Source organism: Amphritea atlantica, from assembly GCF_024347255.1.
Taxonomy (GTDB): Bacteria; Pseudomonadota; Gammaproteobacteria; order Pseudomonadales; family Balneatricaceae; genus Amphritea; species Amphritea atlantica.
Genome location: NZ_AP025284.1, coordinates 4,415,328 through 4,436,304, shown reverse-complemented (window position 1 = coordinate 4,436,304; position 20,977 = coordinate 4,415,328). Strand labels below are relative to the sequence as shown.

Here is a 20,977-nt window from a genome sequence, read left to right as displayed (position 1 = left end):
CAGAGAGAAAAAAGGCGCCAATTGGCGCCCTGATCAGAGTTGGTGCAGTTATTTGTCGCTCTCTGCTTCGTTGTCAAAGATGCCGAAAGTCAGCCGGCTGAACCATGAGCGTTCTTTTGTTTCTGGCTGGTCCGGTTTAGCGGTCTGAACCGGACGGGGAGAGTCATTGCTTCCCAGCAGGCCAAATGTAGCGGTGCTCAGCAGCGATTCTTTTTTCGCCAGTTGAATATTGGACTGATAGCCGGGAAAGTTCGCATCCAGTACTGCTTGTGAATCGGCGGCCAGATCGGTCATGCCCAGCTCATTATAAGCCAGCACCATCACTGAAAGTGCATCCGGTACGGCAGGCGTTTGCTGGTAGTTTTCAACGACATAACGCCCCCGGTTGGCGGCTGCAACCCAGGCTTCACGTTTAACGTAGTAACGGGCTACATGCATCTCGTAGGTTGCCAGGCGGTTTTTCAGATAGGTCATCCGTTTTTGTGCATCGGGTGCGTACTGGCTGTTGGGGAAGCGGGAGACCAGTTGCTGGAAACTCTGGAATGATTCCAGTGCACTGCCCGGATCACGCTGGGTTTCATCGATTGGCAGATACTTCTCGAAGAAAGTGCGGTCTTTTTCGAACGCAGTCAGACCTTTCAGGTAGAGTGCGTAGTCCAGATTTTCATGGTTTGGATTGAGTCGGATAAAGCGATCAGCGGTCGCCCGTGCGGCTTCAGACTCATAATTTTTGTGATAGGCGTAGATCAGTTCCAGTTGTGCCTGATCAGAGAATCGCCCGAATGGATAGCGAGCTTCCAGCAGTTGCAGCTTTTCAATTGCAGCAACATAGTTGGCGCTTTCAAGCATGTCCAGGGCTTCCTGATAGAGTTGCTGTTCAGGTACATCCGGAGCCTCTTTTTCGTCACCACCAAACCATGAACAGCCAGATGCAATCAGAGTGATCGAAACAATTGCGAGCAACTTTGCCAGGCGCATAAACATTTATCCTGCTATAAGTGAGAGTTTCCCGTTAGTTAACAGCGGCTACTGTTTGTTTCGGGTATACTGTGCAAAATTAATTCGGCCTATTTAACCATAACCGGATGGCAAGCCAAAGCGTCTCTGCGTTTTCCTTGCGATAAAGCTTATATTTTCTTAATTTTTCCGAGACTTAGATAAATCATGACTGAGAAGGTTCAACTTAATGCAACAGTGTCCGATGATCTGATCGGCAAGCGATTAGATCAGGCCGTTGCCGAACTTTTCCCCGATTATTCCCGTTCACGGCTGCAGGGCTGGATTAAGGATGGTCAACTGACTGTCGATGGTGAGGTTAAGCGGCCCCGGGATAAGCTGCTGGGGGGCGAGTTGCTGGTGATCGCTGCTGAACTGGATGTCATTGATCAGTACAAAGCGGTCGAGATGCCGCTGAATATCATCTTTGAAGATGACGATATCATCATTATCAATAAACCTGCGGGGCTGGTAGTGCATCCCGCTGCGGGTCACTGGGAAGATACCCTGCTCAACGGGTTGCTGCATTACTATCCGGCAATCGCACAGGTGCCGCGGGCGGGTATTGTTCACCGGCTGGATATGGATACGACCGGACTGATGGTGGTTGCCAAAACCATCCAGGCACAGACTGAACTGGTTTCACAGCTGCAGGACCGTTCCATGGGGCGTGAATATGAGGCGGTTGTCGGTGGCGTTATGACTGGGGGGGGGACCGTTGAAGAACCATTAGGTCGCCATTCACGCAACCGTCAAAAGATGGCTGTGGTGGGTATGGGTAAGGAAGCGATTACTCACTATCGGGTGTTGAAACGGTTCCGTGCACACACCCATATCCGTTTGAAGCTTGAGACTGGCCGGACGCATCAGATTCGCGTGCATATGTCCTATATTAATTATCCCCTGGTAGGCGATCAGCTCTACGGAGGGCGGTTCCGTTTGCCAAAAGGGGTCAGTCCGCAACTGCTGGAAAAATTAAAGGGCTTTAATCGTCAGGCATTGCATGCCAAACGATTAGAACTGTTTCATCCGGTCAGCGGTGAATTGATGGCCTGGGAAGTGGACCTGCCGGATGATTTGCAGAGCCTGCTTAATAGCCTTAAACGCGATGCCGCGCAACAGGAGAGCGAAGAGTGAAACTGATTACTGCCGATTGGTTAGCGCCTGAGCATATCAGGGCGTTTACCACTACCCGGTTGGGTGGCTGCAGTAAAGATGTTTATGGCTCTTTAAATCTGGGGGATCATGTGGGTGATGCTCCGCATCTGGTCAGTGCGAACCGGCAACTGCTGGCTGAGCATTGTAAGTTTTTAAAACAGCCGCAATGGCTTTCTCAGGTGCATGGCACCACGCTGGTTAAAGCCTGCCATAATGGACTGGTGATTGAAGCAGATGCATGCTGGTCCGATGAGTCGGGGCAGCCCTGTGTGGTCATGACTGCGGACTGTCTTCCGGTTTTCTTTACCGATAAACAGGGGGGGCGTGTTGCGATAGCGCATGCCGGTTGGCGTGGGCTGTTGGGTGGCGTGCTGGAACAGACCCTGGCAGTGTTTCCTGATCCCTCTGAGGTGTTAGTCTGGTTTGGACCTGCTATCGGTCCCCTGGCGTTTGAAGTGGGGGATGAGGTCAAACAGCAGTTCTGCGATGTGATGCCTGCCGCCGAGAGTGCTTTTGTTGCCACGCAACGACCTGGAAAATGGCTGGCTGATATCTATCTGCTTGCCCGGTTGCGCCTTAAACAGGCAGGGGTACAGAACGTCTTCGGGGGGGAGTATTGTACCTTCACTCAATCTGATCTTTTTTACTCCTATCGTCGCGATGGTGTGACTGGACGGATGGCGAGTGTGATCTGGATAAATTGATCTGTGTCAATAAAATCCACCGGGTCCACTTGATTGATTTTGATTACCATATAATAATGGTTCTCATTAACTTTTGAGGTGTTCGATGACACTTACCCAACTGAAAGCCCGTCAGCAGGCAAGAATTAAAGCAATCGCAGGCCCTGAGCCTCTGCGTCAGCGACTTGTTGCCCTGGGCGTTCTGAAAGGGTTGCAGGTTTCAGTTTCAGCCACCTCTTTGCTGGGTAATCCGCGAATATACTTCATTGGTAAACAACAGATCTGCCTGCGCAGTGCTGAAGCGGGTTATATCGAGGTGGAGTTGCAATCCTGATGTCCGATACCCGTTCCTCATACAATGTTGCCCTGATTGGTAATCCGAATTGTGGCAAAACCTCTCTCTTTAATCAGCTAACCGGAGCGCGACAGCGTACCGGGAATATGGCCGGAGTAACAGTCACCAGTCGGGAAGGCCATAAAACGTGGTGCGGCGTTGATTTTCACTTTATCGATCTGCCGGGTATTTACTCGCTGGCGAACAGCCGGGTTGAGGAGATGGTGGCCCGTGATTATCTGATAGAGACCCCTCCGGATCTGATTCTGAATGTTGTCGATGCCAATAATCTGGCCCGGAATCTTGCCCTGACCAGCCAGCTTCTGGAGCAGGGGTTGCCGGTAGTCATTGCGCTGAATATGTTGGATGAGCTGGAAAAACAGGGTGATAGTGTTGATCTGAGCGAGCTGAGTCTTGGTTTAGCTAAGCCAGTGATTGGCAGCGATGGACGGAGTAATAGCCATATCTCTGCGTTGATGGATATGCTGCTGGAGAATGTGGATCAGCAGGCAGAGCCGTTACTGATTAACTATGAGCCTCATCTGGAGCAGGCTATCACCTCTCTGGAACATGCGGGACTGACCCGTTGGCAATCTGTCAGGTGGCTGGAGTCTGCGGGCGAGGGAGTGGCGCTGCTTAGTGATGACCAGAGAGAAGAAGGGCACAGGGCGCTGGCTCAGCTTGCCAGCCGACATGACGAGTCTCCTGCTGAGATGGTTGCTGAAGGTCGCTACGGCTATATCCATGGTCTGCTGCATAAGAGCAGCAGTGAGCATCAGGATCAGTCTGCAGCCGATCACTGGCTCGACAGTATTGCGCTTAACCGCTGGTTGGGTATTCCGGTTTTTATTCTGTTGCTATGGGTGATGTTTGAAGCCACCTTTACGCTGGGCAGCTATCCCGCTGACTGGATCGATGCGGGTGTCAGTTGGATTGGGCAGCAGGTCGGCGCTTTCATGCCAGAGTCGTTACTGAAAAATCTCTTGGTGGAAGGATTGATTGCTGGTGTCGGCGGGGTGTTGGTGTTCCTGCCGAATGTGGTTCTGCTATTCTTTTTCATCGCCTTGTTGGAGCAGAGTGGCTATATGGCCCGGGCTGCGTTCCTCACTGATAATCTGATGAGCAAAGTTGGTCTGCATGGCAAAGCATTTGTACCGCTGGTGATGGGGTTTGGCTGTAACGTGCCTGCCATCATGTCAGCGCGAACCATCGAAGAGCCCCGGGCAAGGCTGATCACGATTCTGATCAACCCGTTTATGAGTTGTTCTGCCCGCTTGCCGGTGTATGTGCTGTTGGCGGGAATCTTTTTTACCGAGCATGCAGGTACTGTGCTGTTTGGCTTATACATGTTGGGAGTTCTGGTGGCGTTTGCCATTGCTGCACTGCTGGCCCGGACGATTCCTGAGCAACATGATGAGGCGTTTATTATGGAGTTGCCGCCCTGGCGGTTTCCCTCTCCTCGTTCAATGCTGCTGCATGTGTGGGACAAGGCTGGTGATTTCCTGCGCAAAATTGGTGGCGTTATTCTGGTCGGTTCAATCCTTATCTGGCTGCTGCAGAGTTTTCCGCAGCAAGGTACGCCATGGCTGGAGCAACTGGGTCACTTTGTTGCGCCCTTGTTTGCTCCGATGGGGTTTGGCTGGCAGGAAACGGTCGCCCTGCTTTCCGGATTTATTGCTAAAGAGGTGATTGCCGCATCGCTGGTGGTTGTTTATCAAACCGATATGAATGACATGGCCGGATTGCAGGCGGCTCTGGGTAGCGCCCTGGCTCCGGCATCCGGTTTGGCGCTGATGGTCTTTACCCTGCTGTATATGCCCTGTCTCGCAACTATCGCAACCATTCGCAGAGAAACTGGCAGTTGGCGCTGGGCAGGTGTATCGGTCATGATGGGGTTGGTGTTGGCCTGGATCGGTGCCTGGCTGGTCTATACCCTGGCCTCTCTGTGGATATAGTGTCTAAGGTGAATCTATGACTGTGTTTGACTGGATAGTGCTGGTGGCGGTTGTAGCCCTTGTGGTTCTGTGGTTCTGTCGCTATCTCTACCGCACCTTTAATAAAAAGTGCAGTGGTGGAGGGTGCAGCAACTGCTCTGGTTGTGGTGTGAATGACCGGTCTTCCTCTAAGTCACGATAAATACATAAGCAAATGCTGATATAGCCTTGAAATCCGCCCGATCTACCCATACTTATAGGTAGTATGAATCAAGCAACCCGCCGTCCGCTTTAATGAAAGCTCAAAACCGGCAGGGTTAAACAGATCAGGAGGGGATCATGCAACCCGAACGTTTTACCAGCAAATTACAATCAGCCCTGGGGGATGCTCAGTCCCTTGCTGTTGGCAAAGATCACAACTATATCGAACCGGTGCACCTGTTATTGGCGTTGCTGGATCAGCAGGGGGGCTCGGTCAGACCTCTGTTGTCTCAGTCTGGCGCTAATGTGAATCAGTTACGCTCATCGGTACAGCAGCTTTTCAACGATCTGCCGCAGGTGGCAAACCATGATGGCGAGCTGCGTTTCTCGCCGAACATGGGCAAACTTTTTAATCTTACCGATAAGCTGGCGCAGCAGCGTGGCGATCAGTATATCGCCAGTGAGCTGTTTGTACTGGCGATGCTGGATGATAAAAGCGGCGTAGGCAAACTCCTTAAAGACGCAGGTGTTACTAAACCGCAGTTGGAACAGGCGATTACTCAGATGCGTGGAGGAGATGGCGTGAATGACCCTAATGCGGAGGAAAGCCGTCAGGCGCTGGATAAGTTTACCATTGATCTGACTGAGCGCGCTGAATCGGGCAAACTGGACCCGGTGATTGGCCGTGATGATGAGATCCGCCGTACCATTCAGGTGTTACAGCGCCGGACTAAAAACAATCCGGTATTGATCGGTGAGCCCGGTGTAGGTAAAACTGCGATTGTTGAGGGGCTGGCGCAGCGCATTATTAACGGTGAAGTACCAGAGGGGTTGAAGAATAAAAAGGTTCTCTCCCTTGATATGGGAGCTCTGATTGCGGGTGCTAAGTTTCGCGGAGAGTTTGAAGAGCGCCTGAAAGGGGTGCTCAATGAGCTGGCCAAGCAGGAAGGTCAGGTGATCCTCTTTATTGATGAGCTGCATACTATGGTGGGTGCGGGCAAAGGTGAAGGCTCAATGGATGCCGGAAACATGCTCAAGCCCGCGCTTGCCCGTGGTGAGCTTCACTGTGTCGGTGCTACCACCCTGGATGAATATCGTAAATACGTCGAAAAAGATGCCGCGCTTGAGCGCCGTTTCCAGAAAGTTCTGGTGGATGAGCCCAGCGAAGAGGACACCATTGCTATCCTGCGTGGATTGAAAGAGCGTTATGAGATCCATCATGGTGTGGATATTACCGACTCAGCCATTATCGCTGCAGCCAAACTGTCACAGCGTTATATCACCGACCGTCAGTTGCCGGATAAAGCGATCGATCTGATCGATGAAGCCGGTAGCCGGATTCGTATGGAGATCGATTCCAAACCTGAAAGTATGGACCGGCTGGAGCGCCGCCTGATTCAGCTGAAAATGGAGCGTGAAGCGCTGAAGAAAGAGAAAGATCAGGCTGCGATAAAGCGTTTGGAAGAACTGCAAACCAATATCGAATCAGTGGAGAAAGAGTTCTCTGACCTTGAAGAGATCTGGAAAGCAGAGAAAGTTATGTTGCAGGGGTCGCAGCAGATTAAAGAAAAACTTGATCATGCGCGTACCGAACTGGAACAGGCAACCCGCTCGGGTGACCTGAGTCGTATGTCCGAACTGCAGTATGGCGTCATTCCAGAGCTGGAGAAGCAGTTACAGGCTGCCGCGGATGTTGAAGATCAGCCTCAGCAGAATCAGTTACTGCGTAACCGGGTTGGTGAAGAGGAAGTGGCGGAAGTTGTGTCTAAATGGACCGGTATTCCTGTATCAAAAATGCTCGAAGGTGAGCGGGACAAATTGCTGCGTATGGAAGATGCCCTGCATAAGCAGGTGATCGGTCAGCACGAGGCGGTGTTGGCGGTGTCCAATGCGGTGCGTCGATCCCGTGCTGGGTTGGCCGATCCCAACCGGCCTAATGGCTCGTTCCTTTTCCTGGGACCTACCGGCGTCGGTAAGACCGAGTTATGTAAAGCGCTGGCGGGCTTCCTCTTCGATACCGAAGAGGCGATGGTGCGGATCGATATGTCTGAGTTTATGGAGAAACACTCCGTCGCCCGGTTGATCGGCGCGCCTCCCGGATATGTGGGTTATGAGGAAGGTGGTTATCTGACGGAAGCGGTTCGTCGTAAGCCTTATTCTGTATTGCTGCTGGATGAGGTGGAGAAAGCGCATCCCGATGTATTCAATATCCTTCTGCAGGTACTGGAAGATGGCCGACTGACTGATGGTCAGGGACGCACAGTCGATTTCCGCAACACGATAGTGGTCATGACGTCCAATCTGGGCTCTGATCTGATTCAGAACTTTAGTGATGATGAGGATTATGAACTGATGAAAGCATCAGTGATGGAGGTTGTGGGCAATCACTTCCGTCCAGAGGTGATCAATCGTATTGATGAAGTGGTGGTCTTCCATAGTTTGCGTAAAGAGCAGGTCAGAGGTATCGCAGAGATTCAGCTTAACCGTCTCCGTAAGCGTCTGACTGAACGTGAACTGACGTTGACGCTGACATCCACTGCGATGGATAAACTGGTCGATGTTGGTTTCGAGCCGATCTATGGCGCACGACCACTGAAGCGGGCAATCCAGCAATGGATAGAAAACCCCTTAGCGCAGGAGCTACTAGCGGGTAAATATCTCCCAGGATCAATAATCGGAGTAGATGTCGAAGCCGGGAAGTTTACGTTTCGGTGAAGAGCAGTGGCTAGACGAGACTTCGTCGCTTGCTAGTGGCGAGAACGGAAACTGCGTTTCCTGCTAGAAAAAGCAAAGACAAAACATAAAAACCGCCGCGAGGCGGTTTTATGTTTAAGGTTTAAGAGATTTTATTCTACGGACGCGCGTACGAAGTGGGTTTTCACAACACTGATAAAGAAGGCTCTGCTAACCACTAGCAAGCGAAGCGTCTAGCAGCGGCGCAGCCGCGTTCTAGCCACTTGCTGTTAAAAACTCCAATACTGTTCATCAAATTGAAACTTTTTTCGCATCCCCTGTTGACTCCTCTGCCCCAGAATGTAGAATGCGCTTCCTCGCTTGAGACAGCCACCGGAAACGGTCTCTGAAACAGGTGAGGCTGTTGAGTTTAACGCCTTGATAAATCAGTGTTTACACGGTTTTTCAGGTGGCGATAAACAAAACAGGAAGTGGATCAGGCGGTTTGAAAATTTAGTTAAAATTCTCAAACAAAATGGTTGACTTCATCAGGGTGTTGAGTAGAATACGCACCTCGCTTGAGACGACTCACTGGCAACGGTTGAGAGTTGATAGCAACGCTCTTTAACAGATAGATCAGATAATTCGTGTGGGCGCTTGTTGAGATGAAGCACAAAAGCTTTATCAAAGTAAGCGACACCAAGTAAATTCATTTAAGTGTATTTGCAAGTTGTTTAATACTTTGAGCTAGATTTACCGAATGTCTTTTTCCGACATTCTTGATTTAAACTGAAGAGTTTGATCATGGCTCAGATTGAACGCTGGCGGCAGGCTTAACACATGCAAGTCGAGCGGTAACAGAGAGTAGCTTGCTACTTTGCTGACGAGCGGCGGACGGGTGAGTAACGCGTAGAAATCTGCCTGGTAGTGGGGGATAGCCCAGAGAAATTTGGATTAATACCGCATACGCCCTACGGGGGAAAGCAGGGGACCTTCGGGCCTTGCGCTATCAGATGAGTCTGCGTCGGATTAGCTTGTTGGTGAGGTAATGGCTCACCAAGGCGACGATCCGTAGCTGGTCTGAGAGGATGATCAGCCACACTGGGACTGAGACACGGCCCAGACTCCTACGGGAGGCAGCAGTGGGGAATATTGCACAATGGGCGAAAGCCTGATGCAGCCATGCCGCGTGTGTGAAGAAGGCCTTAGGGTTGTAAAGCACTTTCAGCAGTGAGGAAAGGTTGTAGCTTAATACGCTATAGCTGTGACGTTAACTGCAGAAGAAGGACCGGCTAACTCCGTGCCAGCAGCCGCGGTAATACGGAGGGTCCGAGCGTTAATCGGAATTACTGGGCGTAAAGCGCGCGTAGGCGGTTTGTTAAGTCAGATGTGAAAGCCCCGGGCTCAACCTGGGAACTGCACCTGATACTGGCAAACTAGAGTACAGAAGAGGGTGGTGGAATTTCCTGTGTAGCGGTGAAATGCGTAGATATAGGAAGGAACATCAGTGGCGAAGGCGACCACCTGGTCTGATACTGACGCTGAGGTGCGAAAGCGTGGGGAGCAAACAGGATTAGATACCCTGGTAGTCCACGCCGTAAACGATGTCTACTAGCCGTTGGGACACTTGATGTCTTAGTGGCGCAGCTAACGCACTAAGTAGACCGCCTGGGGAGTACGGCCGCAAGGTTAAAACTCAAATGAATTGACGGGGGCCCGCACAAGCGGTGGAGCATGTGGTTTAATTCGACGCAACGCGAAGAACCTTACCTACTCTTGAAATCCAGAGAATTCGCTAGAGATAGCTTAGTGCCTTCGGGAACTCTGTGACAGGTGCTGCATGGCTGTCGTCAGCTCGTGTTGTGAAATGTTGGGTTAAGTCCCGTAACGAGCGCAACCCTTGTCCTTATTTGCCAGCACGTAATGGTGGGAACTCTAAGGAGACTGCCGGTGACAAACCGGAGGAAGGTGGGGACGACGTCAAGTCATCATGGCCCTTACGAGTAGGGCTACACACGTGCTACAATGGCCGGTACAGAGGGCCGCAAACCTGCGAGGGGGAGCAAATCTCAGAAAACCGGTCGTAGTCCGGATTGGAGTCTGCAACTCGACTCCATGAAGTCGGAATCGCTAGTAATCGCGAATCAGAATGTCGCGGTGAATACGTTCCCGGGCCTTGTACACACCGCCCGTCACACCATGGGAGTGGATTGCACCAGAAGTAGCTAGCTTAACCTTCGGGAGGGCGGTTACCACGGTGTGGTTCATGACTGGGGTGAAGTCGTAACAAGGTAGCCCTAGGGGAACCTGGGGCTGGATCACCTCCTTAAACGATAGCGGATTCTTAGCAAGCGTTCACACGAATTATCTGATCACTGATAAAGAGAGCACATAATGGGGCTATAGCTCAGCTGGGAGAGCGCCTGCTTTGCACGCAGGAGGTCTGCGGTTCGATCCCGCATAGCTCCACCATTTTTTTGCTGACTCTGCGTTAAGTTCCTCGTCGTGTAGCAGGCTACACGTCCTCAGAACTTGCCTTGATTCAACAAAAATTGGTCGTGAAAAAGATAGCTTTAAACGACTGGTTGAACTTGCTCATGAAAGTCTTAAAACATACACATCACCTTGATGTTTATCTTTTAAAGCTTTTAGCTTTATCCGCTCTTTAACAATTGAATCCTGTAACAAAACGAGAAATATGTACAAGCGCTAATCCGGCGTAAATGTATCGTTACTTCAGCGTCATCGTTAGATGACAATGAAGTTTTATCAGTGACTTTGACAGACCCTTTTGGGTTATATGGTCAAGTGACTAAGCGTGCACGGTGGATGCCTTGGCAGTCAGAGGCGATGAAGGACGTGGTAACCTGCGATAAGGTTCGGTGAGTCGGTAAACAGACTTTGACCCGGACATTTCCGAATGGGGAAACCCACCCAGTATAAGCTGGGTATCTCTTAGTTGAATACATAGACTTTGAGAGGCGAACCCGGGGAACTGAAACATCTAAGTACCCGGAGGAAAAGAAATCAACCGAGATTCCCCTAGTAGCGGCGAGCGAACGGGGACCAGCCCTTAAGCTACTTTAACGTTAGCAGAACACTCTGGAAAGTGTGGCCATAGTGGGTGAAAGCCCCGTATGCGAAAGCGTTTTAGTAGTGAAATCGAGTAGGACGGGACACGTGTTATCCTGTCTGAATATGGGGGGACCATCCTCCAAGGCTAAATACTCCTGACTGACCGATAGTGAACCAGTACCGTGAGGGAAAGGCGAAAAGAACCCCTGTGAGGGGAGTGAAATAGAACCTGAAACCGTGTACGTACAAGCAGTGGGAGCGGTCCTTGAGACCGTGACTGCGTACCTTTTGTATAATGGGTCAGCGACTTAATTTTAGTAGCAAGGTTAACCGTCTAGGGGAGCCGTAGGGAAACCGAGTCTTAATAGGGCGTGCAGTTGCTAGGATTAGACCCGAAACCGGGCGATCTATCCATGGGCAGGTTGAAGGTTGAGTAACATCAACTGGAGGACCGAACCGACTACCGTTGAAAAGTTAGCGGATGACCTGTGGATCGGAGTGAAAGGCTAATCAAGCCCGGAGATAGCTGGTTCTCCTCGAAAGCTATTTAGGTAGCGCCTCGTGTCTCACCATTGGGGGTAGAGCACTGTTTCGGCTAGGGGGTCATCCCGACTTACCAACCCGATGCAAACTCCGAATACCAATGAGTGCAATCACGGGAGACACACGGCGGGTGCTAACGTCCGTCGTGAAAAGGGAAACAACCCAGACCGTCAGCTAAGGTCCCAAAGTTATGGTTAAGTGGGAAACGATGTGGGAAGGCTTAGACAGCTAGGAGGTTGGCTTAGAAGCAGCCACCCTTTAAAGAAAGCGTAATAGCTCACTAGTCGAGTCGGCCTGCGCGGAAGATATAACGGGGCTCAAACCATACACCGAAGCTACGGACGCTGTTTACAGCGTGGTAGAGGAGCGTTCTGTAAGCCGTTGAAGGGAAAGCTGTAAGGCATCCTGGAGGTATCAGAAGTGCGAATGCTGACATGAGTAACGATAAGGGGAGTGAAAAACTTCCCCGCCGGAAGACCAAGGGTTCCTATCCAATGTTAATCAGGGTAGGGTGAGTCGACCCCTAAGGCGAGGCTGAAGAGCGTAGTCGATGGGAAACAGGTTAATATTCCTGTACTTCTTGTTATTGCGATGGAGTGACGGAGAAGGCTAGGCCAGCACGGCGTTGGTTGTCCGTGTTTAAGGTTGTAGGCTGGGAACTTAGGCAAATCCGGGTTCCTAAGGCCGAGAATTGATGACGAGTCCTCTTTTGGACGAAGTGGTTGATGCCATGCTTCCAGGAAAAACTTCTAAGCTTCAGATAACAAGAAATCGTACCCCAAACCGACACAGGTGGTCAGGTAGAGAATACCAAGGCGCTTGAGAGAACTCGGGTGAAGGAACTAGGCAAAATGGTACCGTAACTTCGGGAGAAGGTACGCCGGTGCTGGTGATGGGACTTGCTCCCTAAGCTGGCGCTGGTCGAAGATACTAGGTGGCTGCGACTGTTTATTAAAAACACAGCACTCTGCAAACACGAAAGTGGACGTATAGGGTGTGACGCCTGCCCGGTGCTTGAAGGTTAATTGATGGGGTTAGCTTCGGCGAAGCTCTTGATCGAAGCCCAAGTAAACGGCGGCCGTAACTATAACGGTCCTAAGGTAGCGAAATTCCTTGTCGGGTAAGTTCCGACCTGCACGAATGGCGTAACGATGGCCACACTGTCTCCACCCGAGACTCAGTGAAATTGAAATTGCGGTTAAGATGCCGTATATCCGCGGCTAGACGGAAAGACCCCGTGAACCTTTACTATAGCTTCGCAGTGGACTTTGATATTACTTGTGTAGGATAGCTGGGAGGCTTTGAAACGTGGACGCCAGTTCATGTGGAGCCAATCTTGAAATACCAGCCTGGTACTATTGAGGTTCTAACTCAGGTCCCTGATCGGGATCGAGGACATTGTGTGGTGGGTAGTTTGACTGGGGCGGTCTCCTCCCAAAGAGTAACGGAGGAGTACGAAGGTGCGCTCAGCATGGTCGGAAATCATGCAACGAGTATAAAGGCATAAGCGCGCTTGACTGCGAGACAGACACGTCGAGCAGGTACGAAAGTAGGTCTTAGTGATCCGGTGGTTCTGTATGGAAGGGCCATCGCTCAACGGATAAAAGGTACTCCGGGGATAACAGGCTGATACCGCCCAAGAGTTCACATCGACGGCGGTGTTTGGCACCTCGATGTCGGCTCATCACATCCTGGGGCTGAAGCCGGTCCCAAGGGTATGGCTGTTCGCCATTTAAAGTGGTACGCGAGCTGGGTTTAGAACGTCGTGAGACAGTTCGGTCCCTATCTGCCGTGGACGTTTGAGATTTGAGAAGAGTTGCTCCTAGTACGAGAGGACCGGAGTGAACGAACCTCTGGTGTTCGGGTTGTCATGCCAATGGCATTGCCCGGTAGCTATGTTCGGACAGGATAACCGCTGAAAGCATCTAAGCGGGAAGCCCCCTTCAAGATGAGATCTCACTGGGGCCTTGAGCCCCCTGAAGAGCCGTTCAAGACCAGGACGTTGATAGGCTGGGTGTGTAAGCGTTGTGAGGCGTTGAGCTAACCAGTACTAATTGCTCGTGAGGCTTGACCATATAACGCCAAAAGCGTTTGGGTCAGCTGATAGAAAAAGATACATTGCGGCTGAATAAAACAGCCACGGATTAGAGTTTGTGCATAACTCTCCGATTACAGGATTCGAATGACGCTTTGAGCATAGGTTAACACTGATGTTCAAATCGTTAGAGCAACCAGTTTTGCTTGGCGACAATAGCGAGATGGAACCACCCGATCCCTTCCCGAACTCGGAAGTGAAACGTCTTAGCGCCGATGGTAGTGTGGAGCTTCTCCATGCGAGAGTAGGTCATCGCCAAGCACCTAATTACAAAACAGCCCCGATCATGAAAATGATCGGGGCTTTTTTCGTTTAGACGCCGCTACGCGGCTCGCTAGAACGGCGCTGCGCGCCTGCTAGTGGTTAGAATAAGCGTAAGATCAAGAGCAAAAGCCTTCTTAGTCGGGAGCATAGGTAATCTTCACAGAAAGGATATTTCGTTCTCTGAAGAAGCTAAGGCCCTGTAGCGAGCGGCGCTAGCATGCCCTCTGGGTACCCGTCGCGATAGTTTTTGCTAGCAGGAGCCGAAGGCTCCGTTCTGGCAAGCGACGCAGTCGCGTTTAGCGAGCTGCGAAGCAGCGGTCTAGCGACTGTTTTTATCAGTTGCTCGTCTTAAATTGCTCTAATAGTTGCATCAGGCTGTTTCCGGTGTGGTTGACCTGTTGGGCGTATTGCTTGTTTTTCTCGGCTTCTTCTGCTGAATCATGGGCATGTTCGAGGGTCATATTGATGATTTCTGATATCTGGCCGGTCACAGCTGACTGTTCCTCTGTTGCTGAAGCGATCATGCTGCTCATGTTGTCTATTTCATCGATCGAAAGACGGATCTTCTCAACGCTTTTTCTGACGTTTTCAGCAAGGTTGACGGTGTTATGGACATGTTCAGCCTGTCGTTCTACCTTGTCGGACATCTGATCGATAGCGCCATTGAGTTTCTTTATAATGAGACCGATATTGTCGGCTGCTTTTGCAGTGTTGACAGCAAGGGACCTGACCTCATCAGCAACCACTGCGAATCCCCGGCCACTGGCTCCAGCGCGAGCTGCTTCAATGGCTGCGTTAAGCGCCAGCAGGTTTGTCTGTTCAGCAAAATTCTGTATTACGTGGAGCGCCGATCCAATCTCCTTTCCGTCCTCTTTGAGCTGTAGAAGTGTCGCATTAGTGGCTTCGGTCTCTTCTTCCAGCTGATGGATGCTGGCTCGGGTATGTTCCATATCCTCAACGCCATTGACAACGATCTCTGTGGCCTGGCGGGTGGCGGTCGATGTTCGTACAGCGTTTTCAGCGACCTCCTGGTATGAACTGCTAAGCTGTTGGATCTGAACTGCTGCCTGCTCAGTTGAGAGTTGCTGTTTGTTGACGATCAGTGTCAGCGTATCTGAGCTGTTATTCAGCCCTTTGCCAAGCAGATTCAGAGCATCGCTCTCGGTGTGGATCTTGTCGATCAGTGTCATAAAGTACTGACGCAGGCTGGTGATTGAGTTGCTCAGAATTTTTAGTTCAACAATCTTACTTGGTGTATTGGGGTGACCATTAAGCTGGCCGTTTGCCAGCGCATCAAGTTGTTGGCAGGTGTTGCTTATAATCTGGCTAAGGCGGGTGTTCAGAATCCCCATAATGAACCCGATGATCGCGATTAACAGAATGCTGGTGATCAGCAGTGTGTTTGCCTGCTGGCCGGTAGTGTCGTAATGTTTTTGCAAGCGGCTCTGGTTTATCTGCAACTGTTCGTTGAGTTGATCAACCAGTGAGGTTGTTTGTTCTATAGATGTTGTCCGTTGTGTATAGATCTTCTCGATATTACTGAGCTCTTTGCTGTATCGTCGAACCAGGCTCTGCAGTTCCTGAATCAGCAGGTTTCCCTGTTCATCCTGACTCGTTTGGACTTCCGTCATGCTGTTGCCCAGTAGTGTTGCCAGAGTGTCGCTGCTGTCAGTTTCCTGATAGATGCCAAACCGTGGTAGCTGATCGAGTTGTTTGCTCATCTGCGTTAATTCATCAAGGCGTATATTAATATCCGAACGGTTTGGCTGGCTGGATGAAAAATAACGCTGACGGCTATGGGCCAGACCTGAGATAGTGGCAATGAACTTGCTCAGGATTGAGGTGTATTGCTGTTTTAGTGCTGGCTGATCGTTGCCTCCGTTAGCGGCGTAATCCGCTAGCTGGCTCAGGGTCGCGAGAATTTCGCGCTCATTGTTGATCAGCAGTTCCTGTGGTTGTCTGAGTTTGCCTGCGGCCCGAAGTTTCAACAGGGCGGTTGTCTGTAACTCAGTCAGGGTATTTTGTATTTCCGGTGCGCCACTGTCTGTCAGGCTTTTAACCTGCGGGTCTTTCTCTATGAGGCGGCTAAGGGCGTTATCGATGTCGGATAGCAGTGACGCATTACCTGAACTCAGATAGATAAGGATTGGCCGGTTTACCTGGGTGTTAATCTCTTGTTGGAGTCGCTGATAGTCACGGGTTTGGTTGAAACTGTTTTCCAGACGCTGTAGCGACCAGAGCATTGTGCTGGCCATTGCGGTAACAATAACTAATAAGGTAGCCCCGGCTACCAGGTTGATGTGGGATATTTTCATCGCTAACTGCCCGGATATTTAAAACCGTCATTTATATTTCTTTTATGTTACTGAGGTGTTTCGGGGTTTTTCTGAGATACTCAGAATGGTGGGTCAGGTTACATAGACAAGGCCGGTCAGATGGACTAAAATACCGCCGATTTGCATGCTGGAAATGCACTAGAAGAATTCTCTACAGAAAAGCGAGGCGGGCTTATGGTTCTACCTCGCTTTTTTGCAACTTACAGTTTTATTTATTCTGTTTAGATTTTCGCACTAAGCGGGGAGGTTAATTTTGACAAGACCAGCCATTCTGGCCCTTGAGGACGGCAGTATCTTCCGGGGAGTAGCGATTGGCGCGGATGGCCAGTCCAGCGGAGAAGTTGTATTCAATACTTCTATGACTGGTTATCAGGAGATTCTGACGGATCCATCGTATTGCCGTCAGATTGTAACCCTGACCTATCCACACATCGGTAACGTGGGAACAAATACAGAGGATGAAGAGTCCTCTCAAACATGGGTTGCAGGTCTTGTGATCCGGGATCTGCCGCTGACGGCCAGTAACTGGCGAAGTGAGCAGAGCCTTGATGACTATCTGAAAGCGAAAAACATCGTCGGTATTGCTGACATCGATACCCGCAGATTAACCCGTATCCTGCGTGAAAAGGGTTCGTTGAATGGCTGCATCATGGCCGGTGATATCGACGAAAATACCGCTCTGACAAGTGCAAAAGCGTTCCCAGGTCTGAAGGGAATGGATCTGGCCAAAGAGGTGACCACTGATGAGCAATATCAGTGGACCGCAACAACCTGGCATCCCGTTGATGGGCATCAGGATCTGTCTGAGGCCGAACTTCCGCATCACGTTGTTGCGTATGATTACGGTGTTAAGCGCAATATTCTGCGGATGCTGGTTGAACGGGGTTGCCGTCTGACGGTGGTGCCTGCGAAAACGCCAGCGGCAGACGTGCTGGCACTCAACCCTGATGGTGTATTCCTCTCCAATGGCCCCGGGGATCCGGAACCCTGTGATTACGCGATTGAAGCGATTCAGGAGATCTGTAAAACCGACCTGCCGGTATTCGGTATCTGTCTGGGACATCAGTTGTTAGCCCTGGCTTCCGGAGCACAGACCATGAAAATGAAGTTTGGTCATCATGGTGCAAACCACCCGGTGCAGGACCTTGAAAACAAGCAGGTGATGATCACCAGCCAGAACCATGGTTTTGCTGTTGATGAAAGTTCATTGCCTGACACCCTGCGGGCGACACATAAGTCGTTATTTGATGGTTCCCTGCAGGGGATTGAACGCACCGACCGTGCGGCTTTCAGTTTTCAGGGGCATCCTGAAGCGAGCCCCGGCCCGCGCGATGTTGCGCCGCTGTTTGATCGCTTTATTCGCGACATTGAAGCGCGAAAGGCCTGATACGCCTGATTTAAGGTCAATACGTACTGCCTGTGAGCTATCTCCGGGCAGCTTTTAAAGAATTAAAATTTTCGATCGGTTATTTACACATGCCAAAACGTACGGACATAAAAAGTATTCTGATCCTCGGTGCGGGTCCTATCGTTATCGGTCAGGCCTGTGAGTTTGATTACTCCGGTGCCCAGGCCTGTAAAGCTCTGCGTGAAGAGGGCTATCGCGTTATTCTGGTTAACTCTAATCCAGCGACCATTATGACAGACCCATCGATGGCGGATGCGACCTACATCGAGCCGATTCAGTGGAAAACAGTTGCAAAGATCATTGAGCAGGAGCGTCCTGATGCGCTGCTGCCGACCATGGGTGGTCAGACAGCGCTTAACTGTGCCCTTGATCTGGAACGCGAAGGCGTCCTGGAAAAGTTTGGCGTTGAGATGATCGGTGCGAATGCAGATACCATCGATAAAGCCGAAGACCGTGACCGTTTCGATAAAGCGATGAAGTCTATCGGCCTGGAATGCCCCCGTGCTGCGATTGCGCATAGTATGGAAGAGGCGTTGCAGGTGCAGTCGCAACTGGGTTTCCCATGTATTATCCGGCCATCATTTACGATGGGTGGCACCGGCGGCGGTATCGCTTATAACAAAGAAGAGTTTATCGAGATCTGTGAACGGGGATTGGATCTGTCGCCCACCAACGAGTTGTTGATCGATGAATCCCTGATCGGTTGGAAAGAGTATGAGATGGAGGTGGTTCGTGATAAAAACGATAACTGCATCATCGTCTGCTCGATTGAAAACTTCGATGCCATGGGGGTACATACCGGTGACTCAATCACCGTTGCTCCGGCACAGACACTGACGGATAAAGAGTATCAGTGGATGCGGGATGCTTCCCTGGCAGTACTGCGTGAAATCGGCGTTGAAACCGGTGGCTCTAACGTTCAGTTTGGCCAGTGCCCGAAAACCGGGCGTTTCGTGATTATCGAGATGAATCCCCGGGTATCCCGCTCATCCGCTCTGGCTTCCAAAGCGACCGGTTTCCCAATCGCTAAGGTAGCGGCGAAGCTGGCGATTGGTTACACCCTGGATGAGTTGCAGAACGATATTACCGGCGGTGCGACTCCAGCCTCATTTGAACCGGCAATCGATTATGTTGTTACCAAGATTCCCCGCTTCACCTTTGAGAAGTTTCCACAGGCAAATGACCGTCTGACAACCCAGATGAAATCTGTGGGTGAGGTGATGGCGATTGGCCGTACTCAGCAGGAATCTCTGCAGAAGGCTCTTCGGGGGCTGGAAGTGGGGGCGACTGGCTTTGATCCGATTGTGGATCTGAGCAGTGAAGACGCCCGTACCGAGATCGTGCGTGAGATGAAACAGCCGGGCGCTGAGCGAATCTGGTATCTGGGTGATGGATTCCGTCTGGGCATGACAGTGGAAGAACTGTACGAACTGTCTGGCATCGATCCGTGGTTTCTGGTTCAGGTTGAAGATCTTATTAAAGATGAGCTGCGGGTGTCTACCATGACGCTGTCTGAGCTGGATAAGACTGAACTGTATCGCCTGAAGCGCAAAGGTTTCTCTGATGCGCGTCTGGCTGTTCTGCTGGGTGTGTCTGAGAAACAGGTACGCAAGCAGCGTCACAAGCTGGATATCCGTCCGGTGTTTAAGCGTGTGGATACCTGCTCCGCTGAGTTTTCTACCGATACCGCTTACATGTACTCCACCTATGAGGAAGAGTGCGAAGCGAATCCTACCGAGCGAGAGAAGATCATGGTTATCGGCGGTGGTCCTAACCGCATCGGACAGGGTATCGAGTTTGATTACTGCTGTGTGCATGCGGCGCTGGCGGCGCGTGAGGATGGTTACGAAACCATTATGGTTAACTGTAACCCTGAGACCGTGTCTACCGACTACGATACGTCTGACCGTCTCTACTTTGAACCGATTACCCTGGAAGATGTGCTGGAAATTGTACATGTCGAGAAACCTAAAGGGGTTATCGTGCAGTACGGTGGCCAGACTCCGCTGAAGCTGGCGCTGGCGCTGGAGCATGCCGGTGTGCCGATTATTGGTACCTCTCCGGAAGCGATCGACCGGGCTGAAGACCGGGAGCAATTCCAGCAGATGCTTAAGCGTCTGGGGCTGAAGCAACCAGAGAACGCCACCGTGCGCTCTCTTGAGGAGGCGGTTATCGAGGCTGACAAGCTGGGTTATCCACTGGTTGTTCGTCCATCTTACGTATTGGGTGGTCGGGCGATGGAGATCGTCTATAAAGAATCTGAACTGCGTCAGTATATGACCTCTGCGGTTAAGGTATCCCACGATGCACCAGTATTGCTGGATCACTTCCTTAACGCCGCAGTAGAGGTCGATATCGATGCGGTGAGTGACGGCGAAACCGTGGTGATCGGTGCGATCATGCAGCACATTGAGCAGGCCGGTGTTCACTCCGGTGACTCAGCCTGTTCATTGCCGCCGTACAGCCTCCCCGAAGCTCTCCAGAATGAGATGCGGGAGATGGTGCGCAAGATGGCACTGGAGCTGGGTGTAGTGGGCCTGATGAATACTCAGCTGGCTTATCAGGACGGTGAGGTTTATGTCATCGAAGTGAACCCGCGTGCATCCCGTACCGTACCGTTTGTCTCGAAGTGTATCGGTGTCTCGCTGGCGAAGATTGGTGCTCAGGTGATGACCGGTAAAACCCTGAAAGAGATCGGTTTCACCGAAGAGATCGTTCCGACGCTGTTTAATGTTAAAGAAGCGGTGTTCCCGTTCAATAAGTTCCAGGGTGTTGATCCGATTCTGTCTCCGGAGATGAAATCTACCGGTGAAGTGATGGGTGTGGGTGAAACCTTTGGTGAAGCCTTTATGAAGGCGCAGTTGGGTGCAGGCGAGAAGATGCCAGCAACCGGTAAAGCCTTTATCTCGGTTCGTGAGGTCGATAAGCAAAATGTTCTGCCAGTTGCCCGCGATCTGGTCAGTCTTGGTTTTACCCTGGTTGCTACCCGCGGAACAGCGGCCTTGCTGAGAGAGAATGGGCTTGAGGTTGAGGTTGTCAATAAAGTGATGGAAGGGCGTCCGAACATCGTCGATATGCTGAAGAACGACGAAATTGTTTACGTCATTAACACCACTGAAGGCCGTAAGGCGATTGCGGACTCGGCTGAGATCCGGCGTTCAGCGTTGCAACATAAAGTGCCATACAGCACAACCCTGGCGGGTGCTGAAGCGATGATCATGGCGATGCAGTACGGCGAAGAAAAAACAGTACGCCGTTTGCAAAACCTGCACTAAGG

At 51.1% G+C, this 20,977-nt stretch carries 10 protein-coding genes, 1 tRNA gene and 3 rRNA genes; 12 read left to right on the top strand and 2 right to left on the bottom strand.

Features of this window, described 5'->3' with window-relative positions; all coding sequences use genetic code 11:
* Positions 1-48 precede the first annotated feature (48 nt).
* On the bottom strand, positions 49-978 hold the full coding sequence (locus tag OCU43_RS20415) for an outer membrane protein assembly factor BamD (RefSeq protein WP_091361745.1): 930 nt from the start codon (positions 976-978) through the stop codon (positions 49-51).
* A gap of 186 nt (positions 979-1,164) precedes the next feature.
* Here OCU43_RS20415 and rluD point away from each other — a divergent pair, with 186 nt between their 5' ends.
* The 10 genes from rluD to rrf all read left to right on the top strand — a co-directional run bounded on the left by rluD (position 1,165) and on the right by rrf (position 13,953).
* Complete coding sequence (gene rluD / locus OCU43_RS20410; protein WP_091361744.1) at positions 1,165-2,133, top strand: 23S rRNA pseudouridine(1911/1915/1917) synthase RluD; 969 nt, start codon at positions 1,165-1,167, stop codon at positions 2,131-2,133.
* Complete coding sequence (gene pgeF / locus OCU43_RS20405) at positions 2,130-2,858, top strand: peptidoglycan editing factor PgeF (protein ID WP_091361742.1); 729 nt, start codon at positions 2,130-2,132, stop codon at positions 2,856-2,858. Before rluD ends, pgeF begins: the two co-directional genes overlap by 4 nt.
* Before the next feature lie 85 nt (positions 2,859-2,943).
* Positions 2,944-3,171, top strand: coding sequence for a FeoA family protein (locus OCU43_RS20400; RefSeq protein ID WP_091361739.1), 228 nt, complete (start codon positions 2,944-2,946; stop codon positions 3,169-3,171).
* On the top strand, positions 3,171-5,126 hold the full coding sequence (gene feoB / locus OCU43_RS20395; protein ID WP_091361737.1) for a ferrous iron transport protein B: 1,956 nt from the start codon (positions 3,171-3,173) through the stop codon (positions 5,124-5,126). Before OCU43_RS20400 ends, feoB begins: the two co-directional genes overlap by 1 nt.
* A 16-nt stretch (positions 5,127-5,142) precedes the next feature.
* Positions 5,143-5,307 (top strand): FeoB-associated Cys-rich membrane protein, encoded by a 165-nt coding sequence (locus OCU43_RS20390; protein WP_091361735.1) that lies wholly within the window; start codon positions 5,143-5,145, stop codon positions 5,305-5,307.
* Between the two features lie 137 nt (positions 5,308-5,444).
* Entirely contained in the window at positions 5,445-8,021 is a 2,577-nt protein-coding gene (clpB, locus tag OCU43_RS20385; RefSeq protein ID WP_091361733.1) for an ATP-dependent chaperone ClpB, read from the top strand.
* Between the two features lie 744 nt (positions 8,022-8,765).
* A 16S ribosomal RNA gene (locus OCU43_RS20380) occupies positions 8,766-10,308 on the top strand.
* Positions 10,309-10,375: 67 nt separating this feature from the next.
* Positions 10,376-10,451: transfer RNA gene (locus OCU43_RS20375), tRNA-Ala, on the top strand.
* Positions 10,452-10,781: 330 nt separating this feature from the next.
* Positions 10,782-13,672: ribosomal RNA gene (locus tag OCU43_RS20370) — 23S ribosomal RNA — on the top strand.
* A gap of 165 nt (positions 13,673-13,837) precedes the next feature.
* Positions 13,838-13,953 (top strand): 5S ribosomal RNA (rrf, locus tag OCU43_RS20365).
* Together the 16S, 23S and 5S rRNA genes with 1 tRNA gene alongside form the textbook arrangement of a ribosomal RNA operon.
* Positions 13,954-14,291: 338 nt before the next feature.
* Here rrf and OCU43_RS20360 read toward each other — a convergent pair.
* The gene (locus OCU43_RS20360; RefSeq protein WP_091361520.1) at positions 14,292-16,271 is read right to left on the bottom strand and encodes a methyl-accepting chemotaxis protein; all 1,980 of its coding nucleotides are present in this window, start codon (positions 16,269-16,271) and stop codon (positions 14,292-14,294) included.
* Between the two features lie 274 nt (positions 16,272-16,545).
* Between OCU43_RS20360 and carA the strand changes: the two genes are divergently transcribed.
* Positions 16,546-17,679, top strand: a complete 1,134-nt coding sequence (gene carA, locus OCU43_RS20355) for a glutamine-hydrolyzing carbamoyl-phosphate synthase small subunit (RefSeq protein ID WP_091361522.1) — start codon at positions 16,546-16,548, stop codon at positions 17,677-17,679.
* Positions 17,680-17,768: 89 nt separating this feature from the next.
* Positions 17,769-20,975 (top strand): carbamoyl-phosphate synthase large subunit, encoded by a 3,207-nt coding sequence (gene carB, locus OCU43_RS20350; protein ID WP_091361523.1) that lies wholly within the window; start codon positions 17,769-17,771, stop codon positions 20,973-20,975.
* Positions 20,976-20,977: the final 2 nt, after the last annotated feature.

Bases quoted from the DNA above. Each gene is read 5' to 3' on its own strand.
- OCU43_RS20415 (WP_091361745.1), bottom strand. From the start codon at position 978: ATGCGCCTGGCAAAGTTGCTCGCAATTGTTTCGATCACTCTGATTGCA.
- rluD (WP_091361744.1), top strand. From the start codon at position 1,165: ATGACTGAGAAGGTTCAACTTAATGCAACAGTGTCCGATGATCTGATC.
- OCU43_RS20400 (WP_091361739.1), top strand. From the start codon at position 2,944: ATGACACTTACCCAACTGAAAGCCCGTCAGCAGGCAAGAATTAAAGCA.
- feoB (WP_091361737.1), top strand. From the start codon at position 3,171: ATGTCCGATACCCGTTCCTCATACAATGTTGCCCTGATTGGTAATCCG.
- OCU43_RS20390 (WP_091361735.1), top strand. From the start codon at position 5,143: ATGACTGTGTTTGACTGGATAGTGCTGGTGGCGGTTGTAGCCCTTGTG.
- clpB (WP_091361733.1), top strand. From the start codon at position 5,445: ATGCAACCCGAACGTTTTACCAGCAAATTACAATCAGCCCTGGGGGAT.
- OCU43_RS20360 (WP_091361520.1), bottom strand. From the start codon at position 16,271: ATGAAAATATCCCACATCAACCTGGTAGCCGGGGCTACCTTATTAGTT.
- carB (WP_091361523.1), top strand. From the start codon at position 17,769: ATGCCAAAACGTACGGACATAAAAAGTATTCTGATCCTCGGTGCGGGT.